The sequence below is a fragment of the Saccharothrix espanaensis DSM 44229 genome (assembly GCF_000328705.1).
GTDB lineage: Bacteria > Actinomycetota > Actinomycetes > Mycobacteriales > Pseudonocardiaceae > Actinosynnema > Actinosynnema espanaense.
Genome location: NC_019673.1, coordinates 5695469 through 5717073, shown reverse-complemented (window position 1 = coordinate 5717073; position 21605 = coordinate 5695469). Strand labels below are relative to the sequence as shown.

The window sequence follows — 21605 nt, the reverse complement described above, 5'->3', positions numbered from 1 at the left end:
GAACGCCGTTGGTACTGGTACTAGGCGAACGGATTCGCGACCCGGCCCCGATGACCCGGACGATCTTAGACGTCCCCGGTCATCGGGGCCGGCCGTACCGGACCTCCTCCGCCGCGCCGGGTCGACATCGTCCCCGCCCGGCGGGGGCCGACTCCACCAGCGGACGCGGCACCGCCACAGCCGCGACCAGGACGGGCACCCGGCAAACGTCCCGGGAACCGGTCCGACGGGCTGGGCCGGCTGGTCCTGCGCCGACCTCGGACCTGGTCGTGGTCGCCCGGATCGCCGCCCGGAGCGAGGGCTGCGTCGCTGCTGTCACTGCATCAGGTGACCTGCGACTTCCTGCCGGCCGGAACAGGGGGTCCTTGCTAGCCTCGGCTGCATGGGACGAGTTCCGGGGCCGGTGATCGCGACGAGCGCTGTCGCCACGGCCGGAGCGCTCCCCGCCACCGGAACCGCATTAGCCGCCGCTTCGGTCGGCTGACCGAAGCCGGCGTTCGCGAACCGGTGTGACGCGCCGGTCCCGCCGGCGTGCGAGAAAGTGCCGGAAGGCAACAGGCCGCAACCGACCCGGGGTGCCTTCCTCCTCGGGTGGGATCACGTGCCACCGCCGTTTTCCCGCTCCCCAGGAGGGAAAGCCACCATGCAGGACAATGGCCCTTCGCTCGTGTGCGCGCCGCCGGCCGCCGACGCGCGGTCCGGGATCGTGCTCGGCGAGGACGCGTTGACCGTCGCGGACGCGGCGAGGTTCGCCCGGGAGCCCGGCGACGTGCCGATCGCCATCGGCGAGGACGCCGCGCTCCGGATGGACGCCTCCGTGGCCGCCCGCGACAGGCTGATCCTGATGCGCCGCCCGATCTACGGGGTGACCACCGGTTTCGGGGACAGCGCACGGTTCCACCTGAGCCCGGAGAAGACCACCGAGCTCCAGCGCAACCTGATCAAGTACCACTTGAACGGAACCGGCCCGTCGGCGCCGGTGGACGTCGTCCGGGCCGCGATGCTGGTCCGGGCGAACTGCCTGGCCCGCGGCTACTCGGGGATCCGGCGCGGCGTGGTCGAACTGATCGTGGACTGCCTGCGGCACGGCATCACGCCGGTCATCCCGGAACGGGGCTCGGTGGGCGCGAGCGGCGACCTGGTCCCGCTGTGCTACCTGGCCGACCTGCTCATGGGTTCGGGAACGGCGCGGGTCGACGGCGAACCGGTGCCGGCCGCGGTCGCGCTGCGGTCCCGGGGGCTCGACCCCGTCGCCTTCGAGGCCAAGGAGGGGTTGGCCCTCATCAACGGCACGTCGTTCATGTCCGGGTTCGGCGTGCTCGCGGTGCACGACGCGGAGGGGCTGTGCGCGGTCGCCGACCTGGGCACCGCGCTGGCGGCCGAGGCGCTGATGGGCAACCGCAGCCACTTCGAGCCGGTGATCCACCGCCAGAAGCCGCACCCCGGGCAGGTCCGCTCCGCCGCGCGGGTCCGCGCGCTCGTGCGCGGTTCCGACCTGTGCCTGGACACGCCCCAGGTGCTCGAAGCCAACCCCGACGTCGACGGCCTCGGGGTGATCCCGCTGGGCCGGCCCATCCAGGACCGCTACTCGGTGCGGTGCGCACCCCACGTGAACGGCGTGCTCGCGGACACGCTGGACTGGGTGCGCCGGTGGCTCGACATCGAGATCAACTCGACCAACGACAACCCGCTGTTCGACTTCGCGACCGGGCGGGTGCACAACGGGGGCAACTTCTACGGCGGGCACGTCGGGCAGGCGATGGACTCGCTCAAGCTCGCCGTGGCCAGCGTCGGCGACCTGCTCGACCGCCAGCTCGCGATGCTGGTCGACACGAAGTTCAACCACGGCCTGCCGCCCAACCTGGTGCGCCGGGTGGACCCGGGCGACCCGGCCGCGGGGCTGCACCACGGGTTCAAGGGGATGCAGATCGCCGCCTCCGCGCTGGCGGCCGAGGCGTTGAAGCTGACCAACCCCGCCACCGCGTTCTCCCGGTCGACCGAGGCCCACAACCAGGACAAGGTCAGCATGGGCACGATCGCCGCGCGGGACGCGCGCAGCGTGGTCGAGCTGGTGACCGAGATCGCCGCGATCCACCTGCTGGCCGGCTGCCAGGCCGCCGACCTGCGCGGCGCGCACCTGCTCGGCCTGGGCACCAGGACCGGCTACGAGGTGATCCGCGACCACGTCCCGTTCGTGGACCACGACCGGCGGCTGGACGAGGACCTCGGCGTCGTCGTCGGGCTGATCCGGTCGGGTGCCCTGGTGGCGGCGCTGCGCCCGCACTGGGACGCGGACGTCTGACCGGTGCCCAGGACGCGGGAGGAACCCATGCCGGGTCGGCTCGACGGGAAGATCGCCTTCATCAGCGGCACCGGCCGGTACGGCATCGGCCAGGTCGCCGCGAAGCTGTTCAGCGCGGAAGGTGCCAAGGTCTTCGGCTGCGCACGGCACGAGGACGCGTCGGACAGCACCGTCGAGTCGGTCCGGGCGGCGGGCGGGACCATGGCGGCGCTGGCACCGGTGGACCTCTCGGAACCGGAGGGGGCGCAGGCGTGGATCGACGCCGGGATCGCCGAGTTCGGCGGGGTCGACATCCTGTTCAACAACGCGTCGAGCCTGCGCAACGGCCCCTTCGACGAACAGCCGCTGGAGGACTGGTACTACACGATCAAGAACGAGCTGCACCTGCCCTACCTGTGCACGAGGGCCGCGTGGGGGCACTTGAAGCGACGCGGCGGCGGGGTCGTCATCAACATGGGCTCGGTCGCCGGCATCCGGGGCGTCCGGTTCGAGTCGATGATCCCGCACGGGGTCGCGAAAGCGGCGAACATCTCGCTGACCAGGCACCTGGCGGTGGCCGGGACGGAGCACAACATCCGGGCGGTGGCGATCAGTCCGGGCTTGACGCGCAGCGAGGCGACCCGGCACCTGATCGGGTCGGCCGTGCACGACGACCTGATGCGGGTGACGCCGTCGCGGCGGGTCGCGGAGCCCGAGGAGATCGCCGAACTGGCGGTCTTCCTGGCGTCGGACAAGGCGGGCTACATCAACGGGGAGAACATCGTCATCGACGGCGGCGTGTCCGCCGTGGCCGGCTAGACCCCGAGGGGGCGCACCGAAATGACCCAGACCACCGTGCTCGACCCGCACGTCCGGGCGATCGCGTCGGCACTGCCCGAGTGGCACTGGTCGACCGGGGAACTGCTGACCGCGGCGGGCGGTCGGCTCTCCGACGCGTTGGCCGACATGATGGGCAAGCTCGGCGTGGACAACCGCCACTCGATCCTGGCGAACTACCCGCAGGTGCTGTTCGACGGCGCGGAGCCCGAGGTGGGCCTGCCCGCCGGCGCGCTGGCCGTGCGGGCCGTGCGGCGTTGCCTGGACAAGGCCGACGTCCCGGCGGAGTCGATCGGACTGGTCATCGGTGCCACGAGCAGCCCCGGTCGCCTGCTCCCCAGCATGGTCTGCGACCTCGTCGCCGACCTGCCGGAGATCCCCAGGTCGGCCGACACGCTCAGCGTGCAGTACATGGGGTGCTCGGTGATCGCGAAGGTCGTGGAGACCGCCCGGTGGTACCTGAGCTGCAACCCCGGCAAGTACGTCCTGGCGGCCTTCCTGGACGCCATAACGCCGCTCTCCCCGCCCCTGCCGGGCCGGTACGCCCATTTCAGCGAGATCGAGGCCGAACGCAGGCAGGAGACCGTGGACGCCATGCACGGCTTCCTCTTCGGTGACGCCGCGGTCGCGGTGCTGTTCGAGTCGGAAGGCGACGGGCCGTCGTTCGGTCCCGGTGTCAGCCTCACCAACGAGCTGCCGGAGGACACCGAACTCGGCACCGTGCCCGACGGCGGCTCGGACGTCCCGATCGTGCACGGTCGTCGGCTCTACACGCTCAGCCCCCGGGTTGCGGCACGGGGCCTGTGGTACGCGAGCCGCACCATCAAGGAGGTCATCGCGAGCGGGAAGACGGGCCTCGCCGCACCGGCCGACGCGACGGCGCTGTTCATGCACACCGGCAGCAAGCAGATCCTCGACGGGCTGTGCGCCGAGTTCGAGGTCCGCCCGGACAGCGACAAGGTCGCCTCCGCTTACCGGGTGTTGCGCGAGTGCGGCAACACGATCGGCTGCTCGGTGCCGCTCATGCTCGCCGAGCAGGTGCACCGGCCGGAGGGGGAGAGCCTGGTGATGGCGTTCGGCCTGAGCTTCTCGGCGGGCGCGCTGTCCATGAAGGTGCCCCCGGGCGGCTGGACCCCGTAGACCTCGGCGCACGCCCGACCCCTTGACGACGACGGAGGCGGATCAATGGGTTCAGCTGTGGAAGCCGCCGGTCGCGCCCTCGCCGATCCGGTGGTCTACGCCGACGACGACCGCTTGCACAACGCCCTGACGCTGCTGCGCGGCGAAGCGCCCGTGCACTGGGTGAGCCCGCCCGACCACCGACCGTTCTGGGCGATAACCAAGCACAGCGACGTGCTCTCGATCGGGTGCTCGAACGAGCGGTTCCTGAACGCGCCCAGGCCGGTGCTGACCACCACGGCGATGGAACGGGCCGCGGGGGAGTGCACCTCCGACCTCACCACGCTCATCCACATGGACGGTTCCGACCACCGCGCGGTGCGCGCGATCGGAGCCAAGCTGTTCCTGCCGCGCGCGGTGGACCGGCTGCACGCCAGGATGGGAGAACTCGCCGCGCGGTACGTCGACCGGATGCTCGAACTGGGCGGGGCGTGCGACTTCGTCGCGGAGGTCGCCGACCGGTTCCCGGCCCAGGTGGTGCTGTCGGCGCTCGGTGTGCCGGAGGCGGACCACCGCCGGATCCTCGATCTGACCCGGGACGTCCACGGCAGTGACCCGGACCGGTTCGTGGCGGCCCAGCAGGAGCTGTTCGACTACTTCCGCCGGGTGGTCGGCGACCGCCGCGCCGAGCCCCGGGACGACCTCGCGTCCGCCGTCGTGCACGCCCGTGGCGACGGCGGCCGCCTGTCGGAACGGGACACCGCGGCGTACTGCGTCACGATCGCGACGGCGGGCCACGACACCCTCGGCGTGGCGCTGGCCGGCGGCTTGCACGCGCTCATCGAGCACCCGGACCAGTGGGAGCGGCTTCGACACAGCCCGGAGTCGGTGCCGCGCGCGGTCGACGAGGTGCTCCGCTGGGTCACGCCGACCAAGTCGTTCATGCGGACCGCGGCCCAGGACCACGAACTGCGCGGCGTCACCATCCGCGCCGGCGACGCGGTGCTGCTGAACTACGCGTCCGCGAACCGGGACGAGGACGTCTTCGCCGACCCGTTCACGTTCGACGTCGGACGCACCCCCAACCGCCACCTCTCCTTCGGCAGCGGCGGCCACCACTGCCTCGGCGCGTCGTTCGCCAAGGTCGAGCTGGGGGTGTTCTTCACCGAACTCGTGGCCCGGCTGGAGTCGGCGCGAGTGGCGGGAACGCCGGTGCGCGCGGCTTCCACGTTCATCGGAGGGCTCACCGCGCTGCCCATCGAGTACCGGCTGAGCCGCTGATGCCGCCGCGCGCACCCGGGAGCGACGGGCAGCACGTGATCGTCGTCGGAGCCGGCGTCGGCGGCCTCTGCCTGGCGCAGGGCCTGCGCCGCGCGGGGATCTCCTGCGCGGTGTACGAGCGCGCGCCGGGGCCGGCGTGGGGCGGGTACATCCTGCACATGGGGGCCGACGGAGGTTCGGCGCTGCGGCGCTGCCTGCCCGAGCACCTCTACCGCCTCTACACGGCGACCTCCCGGCGTTCGCCCCGGCGCGACCTCGTCGCCGTGCTCGACCACCACGGGGTGGAACTGGCGACGATCCCGCACTTCGGTCCGGCCAACGACCCCGTCCTGCCGCACACCAGCGTGCACCGCAGGACGCTGTGCCAGATCCTGCTCAGCGGCATCACCGACATCGTCCACTTCGGACACGAGGCGACCGGCTACCGGCACGACGGCGGCGACGTGGTCGTGGACTTCGCCGGCGGCGGCCACGCGCGCGGCACCTTGCTGGTCGGTGCGGACGGCATCAACTCCGTCGTCCGGAGCCGGTTGCTGCCCGAGGTCGCGGTGATCCCCCTGGTGGAGCACGCCCTGCTGTCGCAGGCCCCGCTCACCGACGAGCTGGCGGATGCGCTGCCCGCCGCGTTCGAGGACAGCTTCGTGATGATCCGCGACCCGCGCGGGACGCACCTCGCGGCCGGTCTCTTCCAGCCGCGCCACGCGGTGGCGGACGCGGCGCGCGCCGCCGCGGGGGTGGGGCTCGACCCGGTCGAGGACTACGTGGCGGTGAGCCTGGAGATCACCGACCCCGACCTCGGGCCGCACGACTTCTTCGGTGCGCCGAAAGGGTTCCTGCACTCGCTCATGCGGGACGCGGTGGCCGACTGGCACCCCTCGCTGCGGCTCCTGGTGGACGGTGTGGCCCCGGCGACGATCGTCCCCCGGACGATCCGGATGCTCCCGCCGCCGGCGACGTGGCGGACGGGCAACGTGACGCTGCTCGGCGACGCCATCCACGCCATGCCGCCGATGCTCGGGCACGGGGCCAACAGCGCGCTGCGCGACGCCGCCGAGCTGGCGGCGGCCCTGGCCTCGGGGCGCCCGGTGCGGGAATCGCTGGCGCGGTACGAGAGCGACCTGCGGGACCGGACCCTCCCCCTGCTCGAACGCGCGCTCGCCACGAGTCCTGGTGTCACGGCACGGGCGTCCCGGTGATCCGGACGAGCGTCTTGCCGGCCGCGGTCATCGCGTCGCCGGCCAGCGCTCCAGGAACCTGGTCGAGGGTCAGCACAGCGCCGATCAGCGCACGCGGGTCGAGTTGCCCCGAGGCGAAGAGGTTGATCAGGTAGGGGAAGATCCCGCCGCTGTGGCCGCGCGCGCCGATGAGCCTGGACGCCGTGGACACCCACGGGTTGGTGTCCACCAGGACGGGCGAGTCGGTGCGCGAGACCACCACGCACCGGCCGGCCGGCCGCAGGTGCCGTTCGACCACCGGCAGGGTCTGCGCCGGGTTCCCCGAGGCTTCCACGTGCAGGTCGGCGTCGAGCAGGTCCGGCGGCGGGTCGGCGGGATCCAGGCAGGCGGTGAAACCCAGCCGCCGCGCCAGGTCGCGCCGCTCGGGCAGCGGGTCCAGCCCGACGACCCGGCTCGCCCCGCCGACCCGGCACAGCAGACCGGCGAACAGGCCGAGCGGGCCCAGGCCGTGCACCGTGACGTGTTCCCCCGGCCGCACCCCGCCGCCCTCGACGAACAGCGCGTTGTAGACGCAGCCGAGCGGTTCGAGCAGCGCGCCCGCCTGGAGCGCCTCGTCCCGGCCCCACCCGCAGGCCCGCAGCGGTTCGAGCCGGTGGCAGGCCGTCTGCGGCACCACGACGTACTCGGCCAGCGCGCCCGGCGCGGTGAGCCCGGTCAGCGTGACGCGCTCGCACTGGTTGGGTCGGCCGCGCAGGCACGTGTCGCACGTCCCGCAGGCCAGGACGCTCTCCAGCGCCACGAGGTCGCCCGGCCGGACGCGGGTGACCCACTCGCCGGTGCGGGCGACCACCCCGGACGCCTCGTGGCCGAGCACCACGGGCAGGCTGACGGGGCCGCCGAAGGCCGAGGTCCCGTCGGCGTGGAACCGGCAGACGTGGACGTCGGTCCCGCAGATCCCGCACAGCGCCACGCGCACCAGCACCTCGGCGGGACCGGGGACCGGCGTGGGCAGGTCGGTCAGGTCGAGCCGGCCGCGCCGGGACCCGTCGACGGGAGCGCTCAGCACCAGCGCCCGCATCCGCGCCGGCCTCGTCGCGGTGCGCTCGGCGGGCTCGGCCGAGGGACCCTGTTCTGGCAACGACACGCGAGGGGCCATGCCACTCCTCCACCCGGAACCGAGCGCTGCTCGGTTCATCGCCTCGACGGTAGTGCACAGTGGACGGTGGTCGCCGTGCGAAGGTCTTTACCGGAGCGGCAAACCCCTGTGGCGTCTGGCTTTCTCATCACATCAGGTGACAAGTGCCCGGCTGACAGAGTGCTGGGCGCTGAGTAGCTTGAGGTGGGTGGACACCCAGGTTCCCCTCACGGTGCCGGAGCTGCTGGCAGACCTGCGCGGCCGGTACCTCAGGGCGCTGGACCTGCTGGAGCGCTCCCTCGGCGAACAGGACGTCGCGAGCGTGCTCGACCTGGACTCGGTGCGGCTCCTGGAGATCACCGGCGAGTTGACGACCCGCATGGAGTCCGGCGAACCGCACCCGCGCGGCATCGACTTCGGCGCGACCCCCAGGGTCGCCCAGCTGGTGAACCACCTCGTGGTGAACCAAAGTAGTGTCGGGAACCGTTGAGTCACAAGGGAGTCAGTGCACATGCCCCTGCCGCGGATCAGCGCCGCCGGCCGCCTGCACACCCCCGGGGGTTGGGTCGAGTACGTGGTGGAGGGGGTCGGCGAGCCGGTCACCGTCGTCGGGCACGGCCTGGCCAAGACCATCCCGGAGACCCGCCCGTTCCTCGGTGGCACCGAGGGGTCGCGGGCCTACCTCCACTTCCGCGGCCACGGTGGTTCGCCCCTGCCCCGACCGCCGTGGAGCCGCGCCGACCTGGTGGCGGAGCTGCGGGTCGTGGCCGACCACACCGCCGCCACCCGAGGTGTCGGCGTGTCGATGTCCTGCGGCCTCTTCCTCGACCTCGTCCTGGCGGACCCCGCCCGGTTCGAGCGGCTGGTGCTGGTCCTGCCGCCGGCGCTGCTCGACGAGCCCGGCGCCGAGCGCCCGGCACTCGCCCGGCCGCACCGCACCGGCCCCGCCGGCCTGGGAGCCGTGGTCGACGCGCTCACCGACGCGCAGCCCTCCTGGATGAACCGGATCGACCCCCGGCGGCTCGCGGCCACGTCGATGGCCCGGGAGCTGATCGGCCGCCCGGAGCTGTTCGACTGCATGGACGCCCTGGCCGAGCCGCGTCCCGGGTTCTCCCTCGATGACCTGGCGGCCGTCGAGGCCCCGGTGCTGATCGTGGGGCAGGAGGACGACCGCGCCCACCCGCTCGCGGTCGCCGAGGACCTGGCGGCGGCCTTCCCCCGGGGGACGCTGCGCGTGATCGGCGAGTGCCCGAGCTTCGCCGCCTACACACGGCGGATCGGGGCGGTGGTGGCCGAGTTCCTGGACGCCGGTGCCGGCCGCGCGGTGAGCGCCTGAGCGCGGACCACCCGCGGACGCGGAGAACCGAGGAGGGGCGACGATGAGCGGCTCGGCCAGGCGGAGCACCACCGCGGTGAACACCTCCTTCCAGCACGTGACACCGCGCGAGCTGCTGGAACCGGCCGCCGACGGTCGGCCGGCGTTCATGACGGGGGCGTTCGGCCGGACGCCGTGGGTGGTGCGCTGGGACCTGGTGCCCGAGAGCCGGCGGCGGGGACTGGTCTTCGACCTCGTGCGCGACGGCCTCACCCACAGCACGTCCGGCACGTCCGGCACCCCACGGCAGTGGTACCGCGACACCGGCCAGGCGTGGTGCGAAGCCGAGCTGCTCGCCGGCCTGCTCGGCCCCGACCGGCCCGACGCGATCATGTCCTTCGCCCCGCCCGAGCACTCCTACGGCACGTGGACCTCGGTGCTGCTGGGGGCCGAGCTCGGCGTCCCCAGCTGGTACCGGACCGGGCACGGCCCGCCGATCCCGGGCGCGGCGGGATCGCGGTGGGTCGTGGTGACCATTCCGTCGGCGTTCGGCACGATGCGCCGGGAACTGGACTGGTTCGAGGGCGTCCAGACCGCGGTCCTGCACAGCACGGCGATGCTGCCGGCGGTGGCGGACGAGGTCGTGGCCCGGCTGGGGCCCGACCGCTGCCGGCTGATCGAACTGTTCGGCTCGACCGAGACCGCCACGATCGCCCTGCGGCAGCACGGCGAACCCCCGGGGGAGTGGGCGCTGCTGCCCGACGTCCGGTTCACCGCCGACGTGCCCCGGGCCGGTGACGAGTTCCGGCTGCACGTCCGCAGCCCGCGCCTGGCGCGCGAACCCGGCCGACCGCGGCCCGACTCCTGGCTGATGGACGACTGGGTCCGCCGCACCGGTCCCGCGCGGTTCCGGTTCGAGGGCAGGCGGAGCCGGCTGGTGAACGTCAACGGCGTGCGGGTCGACCTCGACGCGGTCGAGGCGCGGCTGCGCGCGGCCGTGCCCGGCGTCGACCTCGCCTGCGTGCCGACGCGCGACCCGGTCCGGGGCGAGCACTTCGAGCTGCTGGTGGTGTCGCCCCCGGCGGTGCCCTACGACCGCCTGGCGGCCGCGTTCGAGCGCCTGGGCGTGTGTCCCCGCGCCATCGCCCCGGTGGCCGCGATCGACCGCTCGTCCACCGGCAAGGTGCGGTCGATGCAGTTCGGACGGCCCAGGTGACGAGGTCAGGCCGGTGCCGGAGGCGGGCGGGGTGCCCGGCGCGCGACGAGTGGACGACCAGGCCGCCCGCGGTGGCGCGCGAGGTCGACACCGCGTCGAGGACGAGGTGGAACAACCCCGGCCCGGCCTGCGGCGGCAGGCCCGTGCGCGCTTCGAGGACTTCCCGGAACCGGGCGGCGGCGACCGCGTCGGTGATCGGCGTGCTTGACCGACCCCGGCATGATGAACAGCCAGAGGTCCGCGTCGCGGAACACCGGTTCCACGCCGCTGATCCGGGGCGAGCCGTCCCGCCGCAGCGTGGCGAGCAGGGCGTGCCGGTCGGAGTCGAAGGCCGCGCGGCCGCGGCGAACTCCCGCCAAGTGACCGTGAATCCCATGAGAGGCGACGGGGGAGTGGTGTCGTCAAGCCGGCGTCGTCAGGTTCGCTCAGCTGTCGAATGACGGCCGAGCGGCTCGACGGCGGATCCCACCAGGACGGAGTGGCCCGTGCACCGACGCAGTACCGTTCGCGCGCAAGCGCTTCTGCTCCCGGTGGTCGTCATCGCCGCGCTGCTGCCCGCCGGTGGTTCCGCCGCGACGGTCGCCGAGATCACCGTGGAGCCCGGTGAAACCCGCCTGGTGCCCCGGACCGTCCGGCTGGATTCCCTCTCCGTCGCGCCCGGTGGCACCGTCGCCCCGCCGGCGGGGCGAAGCCTGACCCTGACGGTCGACGGGGTGGAGACCGGGTCGGTGCTCGCCGCGGCCGAAGGCACCGTGACGACGATCGCGCCCGGCGCGTACCGGGGAGACGTCAGGCTCTCCGTGGCGGACGCCAACCTCGTCGCGCATCGAGGTGACGTCTTTCCGCTCCGCCAGGGACTCTACGTGGACGCCACCGGTCTCGTGCCCGCCAAGTCGGCACTGGCGAGCGTCGAGGGCGGGCGCGTCGAAGGGCGCCGCGCGTCGGACGTCCGGATCTCGTCCACCGGCGAAGCGTTCGCCGGAGTGTTCGCGAAAGACGGGGCGTACACGCTCGACAAGCCCAGGATTGCCTTCGCCGGCAACGGGAGGTCCGATTTCGTCGGCGACGGTGCCGGCATCGTGGCGACGGGTCCGGGCACCAGGCTGGTCGTGGACGGTGCCGACATCTCCACGACGGGCGTGGTCCGTTCCGGCGTGATCGCCGCGGACGGCAGCGACGTGGTCGTCAAGAACTCCCGGATCCGAACCGGCGACGGTGTGCTGCCCGCCGACTACCGGTCCACTGTGGACCTGGACCACATGCGGGACGCGCCCTGGATGCTCGGCATCTCCGGGAACAACCGGGCCACCAACCTGCTGGGCACCGGAACCAGGGCTGCCTACCTGAACTCCTCGCTCTCGTCGCAGGGGTGGGGCGTGCTGTCGACCGAGCGCGGCCGGAACTGCCGGCTGACCGTCGTCAACAGCACGGTGGCCAACACCGGGCCGGACGGGTACGGCTCGTACGCCACCGACGACGTGGCAGAGCGGTTCCTGGGCACGCGGTTCGCGGTCGGCACCTACGCGACGATCATCCGAGGAGGCGCGATCCACTACGGCGACAGCACCCCCGAGGCCGTCGCGCGGCTCAACGCAGAACTCGGGCTCGGTCTCACCGCCCCGGAACTCGCCGCGCTGCCCACGCGGAACACGGTGGTTGAATCGCGCAGGTTCGGCGTCATGTGGCACGGCGCCGGCTCGGTGGAGATCACCGGCGGCACGGTGTTCGACACCGGGGAAGCCACTTTCCTGAACAAGGGGCAACAGGCCGCGATCGCCGTCGACGGGTCGCGGGGCGCCCGGCTGAACCCCGCGAACGGGGTCGTCCTCCAGCTGATGGACGACGACGACCCCGGTCCGGTCGAGGAAGACGGGCGGCTGCTCAACACCGGCGTGTACCGGGAGCCCGCCGGCGACCCGGTCAAGCTGGCCGGCTTCGACGTCACCGAGGTGCACAGCACCGACGCCACGGCCACCTTCTCCGACATCGCCCTCAAGGGCCACTTCTACAACGCCATCCGGGGCGGGGCCGTCCCCGGCGAAGGGAAGAACCTGGTCCTCGCCTTCGACAACTCCGACATCGACGGGGTGCTCTCCGCCTCGGCGGCCCGCCACGCCGTGAGCACGATCACCGCCACGGAGTACAGGCAGCTGGGCACGATCACCAACACCGTCGGGCCGGTCGTCAACAACGGTGTGATCGTCCAGCTCCGCAACGGCTCACGCTGGGTGGTGGCCGGCACGTCGCACCTGAGCGAACTCGCCATCGACGCGGACGCCGCCGTCACCGCGCACCCCGGCCACACCGTGACCATGACGGTCGACGGCGTTCCGACAGCCATCGCCTCGGGACGCACCTACACCGGGTCGATCACGCTGGCGGTCCACCAGGCGGCCGCTCCGCCACACAGTGGATGATCGCCTTCCCCGGTGCCCCGTACTTCCCGGGGCAGGATCCACGACGCAGGTGGCACGTGCCGGCAGCAGGCCCGCGCAGCGTCACCGGCACGTCGGGGTTGCGGTAGCGGGAGCCGGGGCTACCCTTGACAGGTCGGCACGGGTTGAGCAGCGAGCCTGTCCGGCGTGAACGCGACGTGGTCACCCCGTCGCCCACTCCCGGGAAAGGTCACCCGATGAACAGCTGCACCGAGAAGACCCTGTCGATCCCCGTCCCCGCGCCCGCCTGGGACCGGGCGCTGCGCGTCGAGGACTCGACCGCCGGCGACGCCGTGATCGTGCGGGCGGCCGGGGAGATCGACCTCGGCACCGCCCCACGCCTGGACCGGCACCTGCACACCGTCCGCGCCCGCGCCGGGACGTCCCCGGTCGTCCTCGACCTGACCCAGGTCGTGTTCCTCGCCGCGACCGGCCTGGAACTGCTGCTCAGGCACCACCACGCCTGCGCCTTCCACGGGACCGAGCTGCGGATCGTCGCCACCCGGCGAGCCGTGCTGCACCCGCTCCGGACGGCCGGCCTGGACCTGGTGCTCCACCTGCACCCGACCGTCCCGGCCGCCCTCGCCGCCGCCCTCGGCCGCCGGGACCGAGCGGGGCGATGAGGGATCGCGCCCTCACCGGGCCGCGATGAGGGCTTGGGGTGCGGCCTGCTTGACGCGGGTGCGCAGCCAGGTGAGCTGTCGGGCGGTGTCCTGCTCGCAGGCGTCGACGATGTCCAGCAGTTCGCGGTCGCGCAGCCCCTGGGCGGCCTGGCCGACGACGGTCCAGGTGATGTCGGTCAGGCCGGCCAGGGTGTAGAGGTCCTGGAGGTCGCGCAGCAGGCCCACCGGCCCGCTGCGGACCGTCTCCAGCCCGGCGGCGTGCAGGCGCTCGGGTTCGTCCTCGCGGTGCTCGCCGTAGCGCTCCACGACCGGTGCCAGCGCCTCGGCCTGGCGGTCGACCCGGCCGGCGAGGACCTGGCAGGTCTGCCGCACGTCCGGTTCCTCGCCGTGGCCGCGGCCGACCTCGCGGAAGGCGTCGGCCAGCGTGGTCAGCGAGGTGTGCAGCAGGCCCAGGTAGGTGGACAGGTGCATGGTTCAGCCCTTCGACTCGGCGGGCGGCACGCCGGGGGTGCGATCCGGGGACGGTGGTGGCGGGGGCGGGTCGGCGGGGGCCACGTCCTCGTGCACGTCGTCCTCGCCCGTGGTCGCCGGGACGCTCGCGGGGTCGTGCGGGGCGGACGCCGTCGTGGTGGGGGCGGGCGTCGGTCGGGTGCCGTCGGCGAGCCTGGTGACCCGGGCGGCGGCGATCTTGAACAGCGGCTGCTTGGACACCGGGTCCCACTCGGTCAGGGTCAGTTCGTTGGCCGCCCGCCCGTGCCGGCCGTCCTCGACGTCCCAGTAGCCGTAGTGGAACGGCACGAACACCACGCCGTCACGGCCGCGTCCGACGCGGGCGGGCGCCTCGACGCGGCCGCGTGGCGATTCGACGCGGACCAGGTCGCCCTCGGCGACGCCCAGTGCGGCGGCGTCACGGGCGGACAGTTCCACCCACGGCTGCGGGGCGGCCCGGCGGAGCTGCCGGGAGCGGCCGGTCTTGGTGCGGGTGTGGAAGTGGTAGGCCGTGCGCCCCGTCGTGACCACGAACGGGTAGTCGTCGCTGGGCTGCTCCGGCGGTGGGGTGTGCTCGGCCGCCTTGAGGAACGCGCGGCCGTCGGGGCGCTGGGCCTTGTACTGCTCAGGTGAGGTGGTGCCGCCGGTGAGCAGGTCATGGCCGTAGTCCTCGCACACGTCCGGGTGGGTGGGGAACACCCCGTCCGCGTAGAGCCGGTCGCACCCGTCGGGGTGCTCGTCGTCGCACGGCCACGGGATGCCGCTGCCGCCGCGCAACCTGTCGTAGGTCAGGCCGGTGTAGTCGCACAGCCTGCCCCGGCTGCACTCCTTCCACGCCTCGAACGCGCCCTGCGGGTCCGACCACCTGATAAGCGGCTCGCCGTCGCGGTCGCGGAAGTCCATGCGGCGGGCGTAGTCCAGGAAGATGTCGAGGTCCGAACGCGCTTCACCCGGCGGTTCGACAGCCTTGTCCGACAAGTGCACGGTGCGGTTGACGTTGGTGAACGTGCCCTGCTTCTCGCCCCACAGCGCGGCCGGCAGCACCACGTCGGCGTACTCGGCCGTCTCGGTGCGGAACCCGTCCTGCACCACCACGAACAGGTCCTGCTTGGCGAGGATCTCGCGGACGCGCGGCAGTTCGGGCAACGACACCGCCGGGTTGGTCGCCGAGATCCACAGGAACCGGATCGACCCCTGCTCGGCGTAGCGCCAGAGCTGCATCGCGTGGGTGGGCGGCGCCCAGTGCGGGATGGTCAGCGGGTCGACCTTCCACAGCTCGGCCAGCTCGCGGACGTGCTCGGGGTTGTCCCAGTTGCGGAAACCGGGCAAATCGCCGTCGGCGCCGCACTCGCGGGTGTTCTGCGCGGTGGGCTGGCCGTTCATCTGCAGGACGCCGCAGCCGGGCCTGCCGATCAGGCCGCGCAGCAGGTGCAGGTTGTTCACCTGGCAGGACGCCGCGGTGGCCTGGTGGGACTGGTAGAAGCCTTGCAGGACCGTGGACAGCACCCGCTCGGAGGTGCCGAAGATCCGTGCGGCCCGCCGCACGTCCTCGGCGTCGACGCGGCAGATGCCGGCGACGTGCTCGGGCGTGCAGGGCTCGACGGTGGCGGCCAGCTCGTCGTAGCCGAGCGTGTGCGCGCCCACGTAGTCGTGGTCGACCCACCCGTGGGCGATCAGCTCGCGGAGCAGGCCGTTCATCAGCGCCTGGTTCGTGCCGGGCAGCGGAGCCAGGTGCACGCCGCCGGACTCCACCGCCGCCTCGGCCACCTTGGTGCGCCGCGGGTCCACCGCGACCACCACCGGCCGGTCGGGGCCGTGCAACCGGTCCAACACCCTCGACCACAGCACCGTCTGCGTCTCGGCCATGTTGTGCCCGAACAGGAACAGGGCGTCGCACGAGTCGACGTCGTGGTAGCTGCCGGGCTGGCCGTCGGAGCCGAAGCTCTCCTTCATCGCCGCCGCCGCGGTCGCCGTGCACAGCCGGGTGTTGCCGTCCATGTGCGGCGTGCCCAGGCCGGCCTTGCCGATCACGCCGAGCGTGTAGTACTCCTCCAGGAACAACTGGCCGCTGGTGTAGAAGCCGTGCGACAAGGGTCCCACCTCGTCCAGCAGCTCGCCCGAGCGCCGCACGACGAGTTCCATCGCGGTGTCCCAGTCGGTCTCCACCAGCACGCCGCCGCGCCGCACCAGCGGACGGGTCAACCGGTCGCGTCCGTTCCACTGCCACGAGCCGTACAAGCCCTTCGGGCCCAGCCGGCCGTGGTTGACCACATCACCCGCACGACCCCGCACACCGACCACGCGACCGTCCTTGACGGCGATGTCACAACCGCAGCCGTTGCTGCACAGCACGCACGCCGACTGCACCCACCGATCCACATCGGACTCGGCCAAGCCCTGGTCCAGGTGCAGGTCGACCCGGACCGGCCACGGCGCGTCCCTCGCGTGCGGGGTGCGCGCACCCCAGATGTCCGCGATCCGGTCGGCCATGCGATCCCCTCCGTCGACGCGGTGTGCACCCGCCGTCTCGGCTACCCGCGGCGACCGCCGTCAACCACCGCCCGGTCGGCTCGGCGGCGAACCCGATGAACAGCACAAACCGGAGATCACACGACGTCCGGGTCACCCTTTCGGTCTGGCGCAGGTGGCCGGCGAACCGGCGAAGCCCGACTCGCGGGTGTCGGCGGCCGTTCTGCGGGAACACCCGTGGCATGACAGGGGAACCACACGAACTGGACGACCTGCCCACGATCGGGGACCTGGCGGAGCTGGCGGACCTGCTCCAGGACTCGCGGCAGGACGAGCTGTACGTCCGCTGGTCGAAGGGGCCGGGGGTGGACCTGGGTGCGAGCGCGCGCAGCCGGGACGAACTCACCGGGGTCCGCCTGTCCGGGTTGTCGGCCAACCCGCTGCGGGTCGAGCCCTGGTGGGGTGACCGGTCGGTGGAGCTGTGGCTGGCTCGGCGGTTGTACGACTACCGGCACCTCGGCGAACTCCGGCGGCCGGGCGTGCGGCCGTGGGTGTTGCGCGGGCGTGAGCTGGGGCGTGGCCCGGACAACGAGCCGCTGGTGGCGTGCGACCGGCCCGTGGCCTGGGTCGCGGACGAGGTCCTGCGGGAGGCGGAGAAGATCGTGGAGGAGCAGGGCAGCGCCGACTGGGGTCCGATGGACCGCCGCCGGCACTCCTGACCGGCCCGGCTCCCCACCCGCCGTGGCCGGCCGTGAGGAGCGGGTGCGTCACGGCACCCGCGCCTCGACGATGTTCGCGGCGTCCAGGATCGACAGCATCCGGCCGGGGCGCAGCACCGGCACCCAGGGGCGGGACGTCTCCGGATCGGTGAGCGGCTCGCCGACGACCACGCCTTCGATGAACACCGATGACTCGTGCGCGTCCGGGTTGAGGAAGACGATGATCGACCCGGGCGCGGGGTGCTGCTGTCCGGTCATGGTCGACCTCCCTGGAGACCTTCGCGTCGATCCGCCTCGCACGGGTGCGGAGCGGGAAGTGCGTCGGCTGGGTGATGTGGAGTCCGGGTAGCCCGTGAACGGCGGTGGAAACCACGCGGAGGTGGGTTGCAGGAGCGCGATCCCGAGGAGCGCGACTCCATTGTGCACACCCGGTCCCGGATCGGCCCGCTCAACGTGGTCGGCCGGCACCGAGGGGGCCCGCGGTGTCTCGAACCTCCCGACGTGGGTACCCGTGGAGAGCTGATCACCGAACAGGAGGCGAGATGAAGGCTGTGACCTGGCACGGGCGGCGCGATGTCCGGGTGGACACCGTGCCCGACCCGGTTCTGAAGGAGCCGACGGATGTGATCGTGCGCGTCACGTCGACCGGTGTCTGCGGCTCGGACCTGCACCTGTACGAGGTGATGGGGCCGTTCTTGGACGAGGGCGACATCCTCGGGCACGAGCCGATGGGCGTCGTGGAAGAGGTGGGTGCGGGCGTCACGGCGCTCAAGCCGGGCGACCGGGTGGTGGTGCCGTTCAACGTCTCGTGCGGTACGTGCTTCATGTGCGGCCAGGGCCTCCAGTCGCAGTGCGAGACGACGCAGGTGCGCGAGCAGGACTCGGGCGCGGCGCTGTTCGGCTACACCAAGCTGTACGGGCAGGTGCCGGGCGGTCAGGCGGAGTACCTGCGGGTGCCGTTCGGCAACACGTTGCCGATCAAGGTGCCGGACGGGCCGCCGGACGACCGGTTCGTGTACCTCTCGGACGTGCTGCCCACGGCGTGGCAGGCGGTCGAGTACGCCGAGGTGCGGGAGGGGACCAGCGTCGTCGTGCTGGGCCTGGGGCCGATCGGCGACATGTCGACCAGGGTCGCGCTGCACCGGGGCGCGGGCACGGTGATCGGGGTCGACCTGGTGCCGGAGCGCCTGGCGCGTGCGCGCGCTCGCGGGGTGACGGCGCTGGACTTGCTGGAGCCTGACCTGGTGGACCGCATCCGCGAACTCACCGGCGGTCGCGGGCCGGACGCGGTGATCGACGCGGTGGGCATGGAGGCGCATGGCGCGCCGGTGGCGAAGGCGGCGCACCAGGCCGTGGGGCTCCTGCCGGACTTCCTGGCCTCCCGGTTCATGAAGACGGCGGGGGTGGACCGGCTGGCGGCGTTGCGACTGGCGATCGAGGTCGTGCGGCGCGGCGGGACCATCTCCCTGTCGGGCGTCTACGGCGGCATGGCCGATCCGCTGCCGATGTTGAAGATGTTCGACAAGCAGGTGCAGCTGCGCATGGGGCAGGCGAACGTGCTGCGGTGGGTGCCGGAGATCCTGCCGCTGCTCACCGACGACGACCCGTTGGGCACCGAGGACTTCGCCACGCACCACCTGCCGCTCGCCGAAGCGCCGCACGCGTACGAGATCTTCCAGCAGAAGCGCGACAACGCGGTCAAGGTGCTGCTGAAGCCGTGACGTGACGCGGGCTCGGCAGCGCGGTCACCTCCCGTTCGACCCGTTCGACCCGTTCGACCGGGAGACCGCGGCGGCGAGGATTTCACCCGGTCGGGGCAGGCGGGACGCGAGCGTGGTGAACAGGCTGCGCCGCATCACCCGACCGGGGTACGACCCCCGGATGCGTCCGGGCCCGGCGACGGTCGTGTGGAGGTTGTCCACCTCGTTGTCCGGGCCGCTCTTGCGGGACAGGTGCTCGGCCAGTGCGCGCACCGACATCAGCGCGTCGGTCATCGCGGGGAACAGGCGTTGGCCGAGGAAGAACACCGCCGCCGCGCCGCCTACCGGGATCTCGCGTCGCGGGTGTTCGGCGGCCGTCGCCACGGCGTCGGCGACGAGCTCGGGCGCGTACACGGGCGCCGGCGGCTTGGGCAGCACGCCCAGGTGGGTGCGGGAGTGCTCGAAGAACGGCGTGTCGACCGCGGCGGGCAGGATGGTGGTGACCGTGATCGGGTCGCCGGTCTGGGCCAGTTCCACCCGCAGGCTGTCGTAGAGCGCGCGCAGGGCGAACTTGCTCGCCGCGTACGGGGCCTGCCACGGCACCGACCGCACGCCCTCCACGGAGGAGATGCCGATGACCGCCCCGCCGCCGGCTCGGCGCAGGGCGGGCAGGGCCGCCTGCACGCCGTGGACGTGACCGAGGAAGTTCACCCTCATGACCCGGTCGAACTCGGCGGCGGGCACGTCCTCGACCCGGCCGACCACGCCCACCCCGGCCACGTTGACCCACGTGTCGATCCGCCCGAACCGCTGTTCGGCGGCGCGCGCCAGGGCGTGGACCGCGGCCTCGTCGGTGATGTCGGTCCGCACCGCCATCGCCCGTTCCCCGATCTGCGCGACCAGGGTGTCCAACGCCGGGAGGTTCCGCGCGGCGCACACGACCCGCGCGCCGCGTGCGGCGAGCCGCAGGGCGGTGGCCCGCCCGATGCCCGACGAAGCCCCGACCACGACCACGACCTGTTCCGACAGTTGCTTCGGCATCGGCCTCACTCCACTCCGCACTGGGTAACCGGGGATACCCGGCCGCGCCCCGCTCATTCGCCGGGTGAGCGCGTACCGCTGGGCGTTCCGGTGCTCGACGTTCTGGCGGGTCAGCGGGCCACCACGCGGACCGACTCCAGATCAGGGTCGGCGGGGTCGGGCAGCACCATGCCGGCGGCCAGGCCGCTGCGGACGTAGTCGAGGATCTCCCGGGTGATGACCTCGCCGGGCAGCACGGCGGGCGCGCCCGGCGGGTAGGGGGTGATCATCTCGGCGGCGATCCGGCCGACGGCCTGGTCGGCGGGGACCTGTTCGACGGTGGCGAAGAACGCGTCGCGCGGCAGCATGGCGGTCTCCAGTTGCAGCTCGCGCGGTGAAGGCAGGTCGACCGGTTTCGGGGTCGGCAGCGATCCGGCGTCGCGGGTCAGCGCGCGCAGCGCGTCCACGAGCACGCCGGCGGACCGCTCGTCGTCGGCGTGGGTGAAGTGCGCGACGATCCGGCGGTGGTCGGAGAGCCCGACGGTGACGCGGCGGTGCTCGCGCAGCCAGTCGGCGGCCTGGTAGCCGCTGATGTCCAGGCCGGACACGTCCACCACGAGCTTGAGCGGGTCGAGCGAGTCGGCGAGGGAGGGCCCGGTGAACTCGGCTTCGCCCATGACCCGCAGGCCCGGCAGCTCGTCGAGGCTCGCGCGGGTGGTGCGGGCCAGGGCGAGGTCCGAGGTCAGCAGCGCCTTGCCGTGCTGGACCATCTGGCGTCGCCAGCCGTCCAGGCTCGCGTACACCAGCGACGTGGCGCTGGTGGTGCCCAGGAGGTCTTCCCGCGCCTTGAGCGCGGCGGGGTCGACCCGGTCGCCTTGGAGGTGGAACACGGAACTCTGCTCCACGGCCGCACCCGACTTGTGCACGCTGGTCACGCACAGGTCGGCGTCGGCGTCCATGGCCCACGGCGGCAGGTCGGGGTGGAACGGCAGGTGCGCGCCCCACGCCTCGTCCACGATCAGGGGTTTGCCGAACTCGTGGCACGCCTCGGCCACCGCGCGGATGTCGCCGCAGGTGCCGTAGTCGGTGGGGGTGACCAGCAGCATCCCCTTGGCCTCCGGCTCGGCCCGGAACAGCGCCCGCACCTCGTCGGGGCCGGGCGGGTGCGCGAGGTGCCGCTCGGCGTCCCAGTGCGGTGCGATCCACACCGGGCAGACGCCGCTGAGGATCAGCGCCGAGATGACCGACTTGTGCGCGTGACGGGGCACGATGAGCTTCTCGTGCGGCCCGGCGACGGCCAGCATGGCGCTCTTGACCGACAGTGAGCTGCCGCAGGTCGAGAAGAACGCGTGGTCGGCGTTCACCGCGTCGGCCATCAGCTCCTGGGCGCGTTCCAGCACGCGGCCGGTGGTGCGGCGGTCGTCCAGGCCGTTGGGTGTGATGACGTCCGCGGCGAAGAGGTCCCGGCCCAGGACGTCGAGCACCCTGGGGTCCACACCGCGGCCTTGGCGGTGGCCGGGCGGGTTGAACGGCGTGTAGCCGTGGTCGCGGAAGTCCTGCAACGCGTCGAGCACGGGCACTTCGCTGTGATCCATGATCGAGGAGTAGCCGACGGTGGTCCATCGCAATCCGACTGACCCGTTCGGGTGACATCGCGCGGGTCGTCAGGGTGCGGTGATAACCCGCCGGTCGGACGCGTGCGGCTCCGACTCCCGTTCGCTCGGCGTCCGGGTGCCTGGGGTACGGGGGGTGGCGGCACACCGCACGAAAGCGCAGGTGAATTCGGCGTTA

The 21605-nt window shown here is 72.7% G+C and carries 19 protein-coding genes; 13 read left to right on the top strand and 6 right to left on the bottom strand.

Going from position 1 to position 21605, the window contains the following annotated elements; all coding sequences use genetic code 11:
• The first annotated feature begins 643 nt into the window (after positions 1 to 643).
• The 5 genes from BN6_RS24755 to BN6_RS24735 are packed head-to-tail and all read left to right on the top strand — an operon-like array spanning position 644 to position 6714.
• Positions 644 to 2302: an HAL/PAL/TAL family ammonia-lyase gene (locus tag BN6_RS24755; RefSeq protein ID WP_015102494.1), complete on the top strand. Its 1659-nt coding sequence runs from the start codon at positions 644 to 646 to the stop codon at positions 2300 to 2302.
• A gap of 27 nt (positions 2303 to 2329) precedes the next feature.
• Entirely contained in the window at positions 2330 to 3100 is a 771-nt protein-coding gene (locus BN6_RS24750; RefSeq protein WP_015102493.1) for an SDR family NAD(P)-dependent oxidoreductase, read from the top strand.
• Positions 3101 to 3121: 21 nt separating this feature from the next.
• Entirely contained in the window at positions 3122 to 4258 is a 1137-nt protein-coding gene (locus BN6_RS24745; RefSeq protein ID WP_015102492.1) for a 3-oxoacyl-[acyl-carrier-protein] synthase III C-terminal domain-containing protein, read from the top strand.
• A gap of 45 nt (positions 4259 to 4303) precedes the next feature.
• The gene (locus tag BN6_RS24740; protein WP_015102491.1) at positions 4304 to 5518 is read left to right on the top strand and encodes a cytochrome P450; all 1215 of its coding nucleotides are present in this window, start codon (positions 4304 to 4306) and stop codon (positions 5516 to 5518) included.
• A 35-nt stretch (positions 5519 to 5553) separates the two neighbouring features.
• Positions 5554 to 6714: an FAD-dependent oxidoreductase gene (locus BN6_RS24735; protein WP_231904742.1), complete on the top strand. Its 1161-nt coding sequence runs from the start codon at positions 5554 to 5556 to the stop codon at positions 6712 to 6714.
• Here BN6_RS24735 and BN6_RS24730 read toward each other — a convergent pair.
• Positions 6692 to 7849 (bottom strand): alcohol dehydrogenase catalytic domain-containing protein, encoded by a 1158-nt coding sequence (locus BN6_RS24730; protein WP_015102489.1) that lies wholly within the window; start codon positions 7847 to 7849, stop codon positions 6692 to 6694. The genes BN6_RS24735 and BN6_RS24730 overlap by 23 nt on opposite strands.
• A 187-nt stretch (positions 7850 to 8036) precedes the next feature.
• Here BN6_RS24730 and BN6_RS24725 point away from each other — a divergent pair, with 187 nt between their 5' ends.
• The 6 genes from BN6_RS24725 to BN6_RS24700 all read left to right on the top strand — a co-directional run bounded on the left by BN6_RS24725 (position 8037) and on the right by BN6_RS24700 (position 13417).
• Positions 8037 to 8318 (top strand): hypothetical protein, encoded by a 282-nt coding sequence (locus BN6_RS24725; protein ID WP_041313899.1) that lies wholly within the window; start codon positions 8037 to 8039, stop codon positions 8316 to 8318.
• 21 nt (positions 8319 to 8339) lie between these two features.
• Positions 8340 to 9164, top strand: coding sequence for an alpha/beta fold hydrolase (locus BN6_RS24720; RefSeq protein WP_015102487.1), 825 nt, complete (start codon positions 8340 to 8342; stop codon positions 9162 to 9164).
• 43 nt (positions 9165 to 9207) lie between these two features.
• Positions 9208 to 10359, top strand: coding sequence for a class I adenylate-forming enzyme family protein (locus tag BN6_RS24715; RefSeq protein WP_015102486.1), 1152 nt, complete (start codon positions 9208 to 9210; stop codon positions 10357 to 10359).
• Positions 10360 to 10372: 13 nt separating this feature from the next.
• On the top strand, positions 10373 to 10567 hold the full coding sequence (locus BN6_RS46885; protein WP_015102485.1) for a hypothetical protein: 195 nt from the start codon (positions 10373 to 10375) through the stop codon (positions 10565 to 10567).
• A gap of 277 nt (positions 10568 to 10844) precedes the next feature.
• Positions 10845 to 12776 (top strand): hypothetical protein, encoded by a 1932-nt coding sequence (locus tag BN6_RS24705; protein ID WP_015102484.1) that lies wholly within the window; start codon positions 10845 to 10847, stop codon positions 12774 to 12776.
• Between the two features lie 215 nt (positions 12777 to 12991).
• Entirely contained in the window at positions 12992 to 13417 is a 426-nt protein-coding gene (locus BN6_RS24700) for an anti-sigma factor antagonist (protein WP_015102483.1), read from the top strand.
• Positions 13418 to 13429: 12 nt separating this feature from the next.
• Here BN6_RS24700 and BN6_RS24695 read toward each other — a convergent pair whose 3' ends face one another.
• Both BN6_RS24695 and BN6_RS24690 read right to left on the bottom strand, forming a co-directional pair.
• Positions 13430 to 13888 (bottom strand): hypothetical protein, encoded by a 459-nt coding sequence (locus BN6_RS24695; RefSeq protein ID WP_015102482.1) that lies wholly within the window; start codon positions 13886 to 13888, stop codon positions 13430 to 13432.
• A gap of 3 nt (positions 13889 to 13891) precedes the next feature.
• Positions 13892 to 16396 carry a molybdopterin oxidoreductase family protein gene (locus tag BN6_RS24690; protein WP_015102481.1) on the bottom strand — a complete coding sequence of 835 codons (2505 nt, stop codon included), beginning with the start codon at positions 16394 to 16396 and terminating at the stop codon, positions 13892 to 13894.
• A gap of 221 nt (positions 16397 to 16617) precedes the next feature.
• Here BN6_RS24690 and BN6_RS24685 point away from each other — a divergent pair, with 221 nt between their 5' ends.
• On the top strand, positions 16618 to 17094 hold the full coding sequence (locus tag BN6_RS24685) for a DUF6098 family protein (protein ID WP_015102480.1): 477 nt from the start codon (positions 16618 to 16620) through the stop codon (positions 17092 to 17094).
• A gap of 48 nt (positions 17095 to 17142) precedes the next feature.
• Here the strand turns inward: BN6_RS24685 and BN6_RS24680 are convergent, their stop codons facing one another.
• Positions 17143 to 17352, bottom strand: a complete 210-nt coding sequence (locus BN6_RS24680; protein ID WP_015102479.1) for a hypothetical protein — start codon at positions 17350 to 17352, stop codon at positions 17143 to 17145.
• Between the two features lie 284 nt (positions 17353 to 17636).
• Between BN6_RS24680 and BN6_RS24675 the strand changes: the two genes are divergently transcribed.
• On the top strand, positions 17637 to 18815 hold the full coding sequence (locus tag BN6_RS24675; RefSeq protein ID WP_015102478.1) for a zinc-dependent alcohol dehydrogenase: 1179 nt from the start codon (positions 17637 to 17639) through the stop codon (positions 18813 to 18815).
• Between the two features lie 24 nt (positions 18816 to 18839).
• On the opposite strand, the gene BN6_RS24670 is transcribed toward BN6_RS24675, so the two are convergent.
• Both BN6_RS24670 and BN6_RS24665 read right to left on the bottom strand, forming a co-directional pair.
• Positions 18840 to 19835: an SDR family oxidoreductase gene (locus BN6_RS24670; RefSeq protein ID WP_015102477.1), complete on the bottom strand. Its 996-nt coding sequence runs from the start codon at positions 19833 to 19835 to the stop codon at positions 18840 to 18842.
• Positions 19836 to 19945: 110 nt separating this feature from the next.
• Positions 19946 to 21409 carry an aminotransferase class I/II-fold pyridoxal phosphate-dependent enzyme gene (locus tag BN6_RS24665; protein WP_041317975.1) on the bottom strand — a complete coding sequence of 488 codons (1464 nt, stop codon included), beginning with the start codon at positions 21407 to 21409 and terminating at the stop codon, positions 19946 to 19948.
• Between the last annotated feature and the right edge of the window lie 196 nt (positions 21410 to 21605).

Excerpts from the sequence above, each read along its gene's own strand:
- BN6_RS24680 (WP_015102479.1), bottom strand. The coding sequence starts at position 17,352 with ATGACCGGACAGCAGCACCCCGCGCCCGGGTCGATCATCGTCTTCCTC.
- BN6_RS24730 (WP_015102489.1), bottom strand. The coding sequence starts at position 7,849 with ATGGCCCCTCGCGTGTCGTTGCCAGAACAGGGTCCCTCGGCCGAGCCC.
- BN6_RS24670 (WP_015102477.1), bottom strand. The coding sequence starts at position 19,835 with ATGCCGAAGCAACTGTCGGAACAGGTCGTGGTCGTGGTCGGGGCTTCG.
- BN6_RS24740 (WP_015102491.1), top strand. The coding sequence starts at position 4,304 with ATGGGTTCAGCTGTGGAAGCCGCCGGTCGCGCCCTCGCCGATCCGGTG.
- BN6_RS24715 (WP_015102486.1), top strand. The coding sequence starts at position 9,208 with ATGAGCGGCTCGGCCAGGCGGAGCACCACCGCGGTGAACACCTCCTTC.
- BN6_RS24695 (WP_015102482.1), bottom strand. The coding sequence starts at position 13,888 with ATGCACCTGTCCACCTACCTGGGCCTGCTGCACACCTCGCTGACCACG.
- BN6_RS24755 (WP_015102494.1), top strand. The coding sequence starts at position 644 with ATGCAGGACAATGGCCCTTCGCTCGTGTGCGCGCCGCCGGCCGCCGAC.
- BN6_RS24745 (WP_015102492.1), top strand. The coding sequence starts at position 3,122 with ATGACCCAGACCACCGTGCTCGACCCGCACGTCCGGGCGATCGCGTCG.
- BN6_RS24685 (WP_015102480.1), top strand. The coding sequence starts at position 16,618 with ATGACAGGGGAACCACACGAACTGGACGACCTGCCCACGATCGGGGAC.
- BN6_RS24675 (WP_015102478.1), top strand. The coding sequence starts at position 17,637 with ATGAAGGCTGTGACCTGGCACGGGCGGCGCGATGTCCGGGTGGACACC.
- BN6_RS24720 (WP_015102487.1), top strand. The coding sequence starts at position 8,340 with ATGCCCCTGCCGCGGATCAGCGCCGCCGGCCGCCTGCACACCCCCGGG.
- BN6_RS24750 (WP_015102493.1), top strand. The coding sequence starts at position 2,330 with ATGCCGGGTCGGCTCGACGGGAAGATCGCCTTCATCAGCGGCACCGGC.
- BN6_RS24700 (WP_015102483.1), top strand. The coding sequence starts at position 12,992 with ATGAACAGCTGCACCGAGAAGACCCTGTCGATCCCCGTCCCCGCGCCC.
- BN6_RS24665 (WP_041317975.1), bottom strand. The coding sequence starts at position 21,409 with ATGGATCACAGCGAAGTGCCCGTGCTCGACGCGTTGCAGGACTTCCGC.
- BN6_RS24690 (WP_015102481.1), bottom strand. The coding sequence starts at position 16,396 with ATGGCCGACCGGATCGCGGACATCTGGGGTGCGCGCACCCCGCACGCG.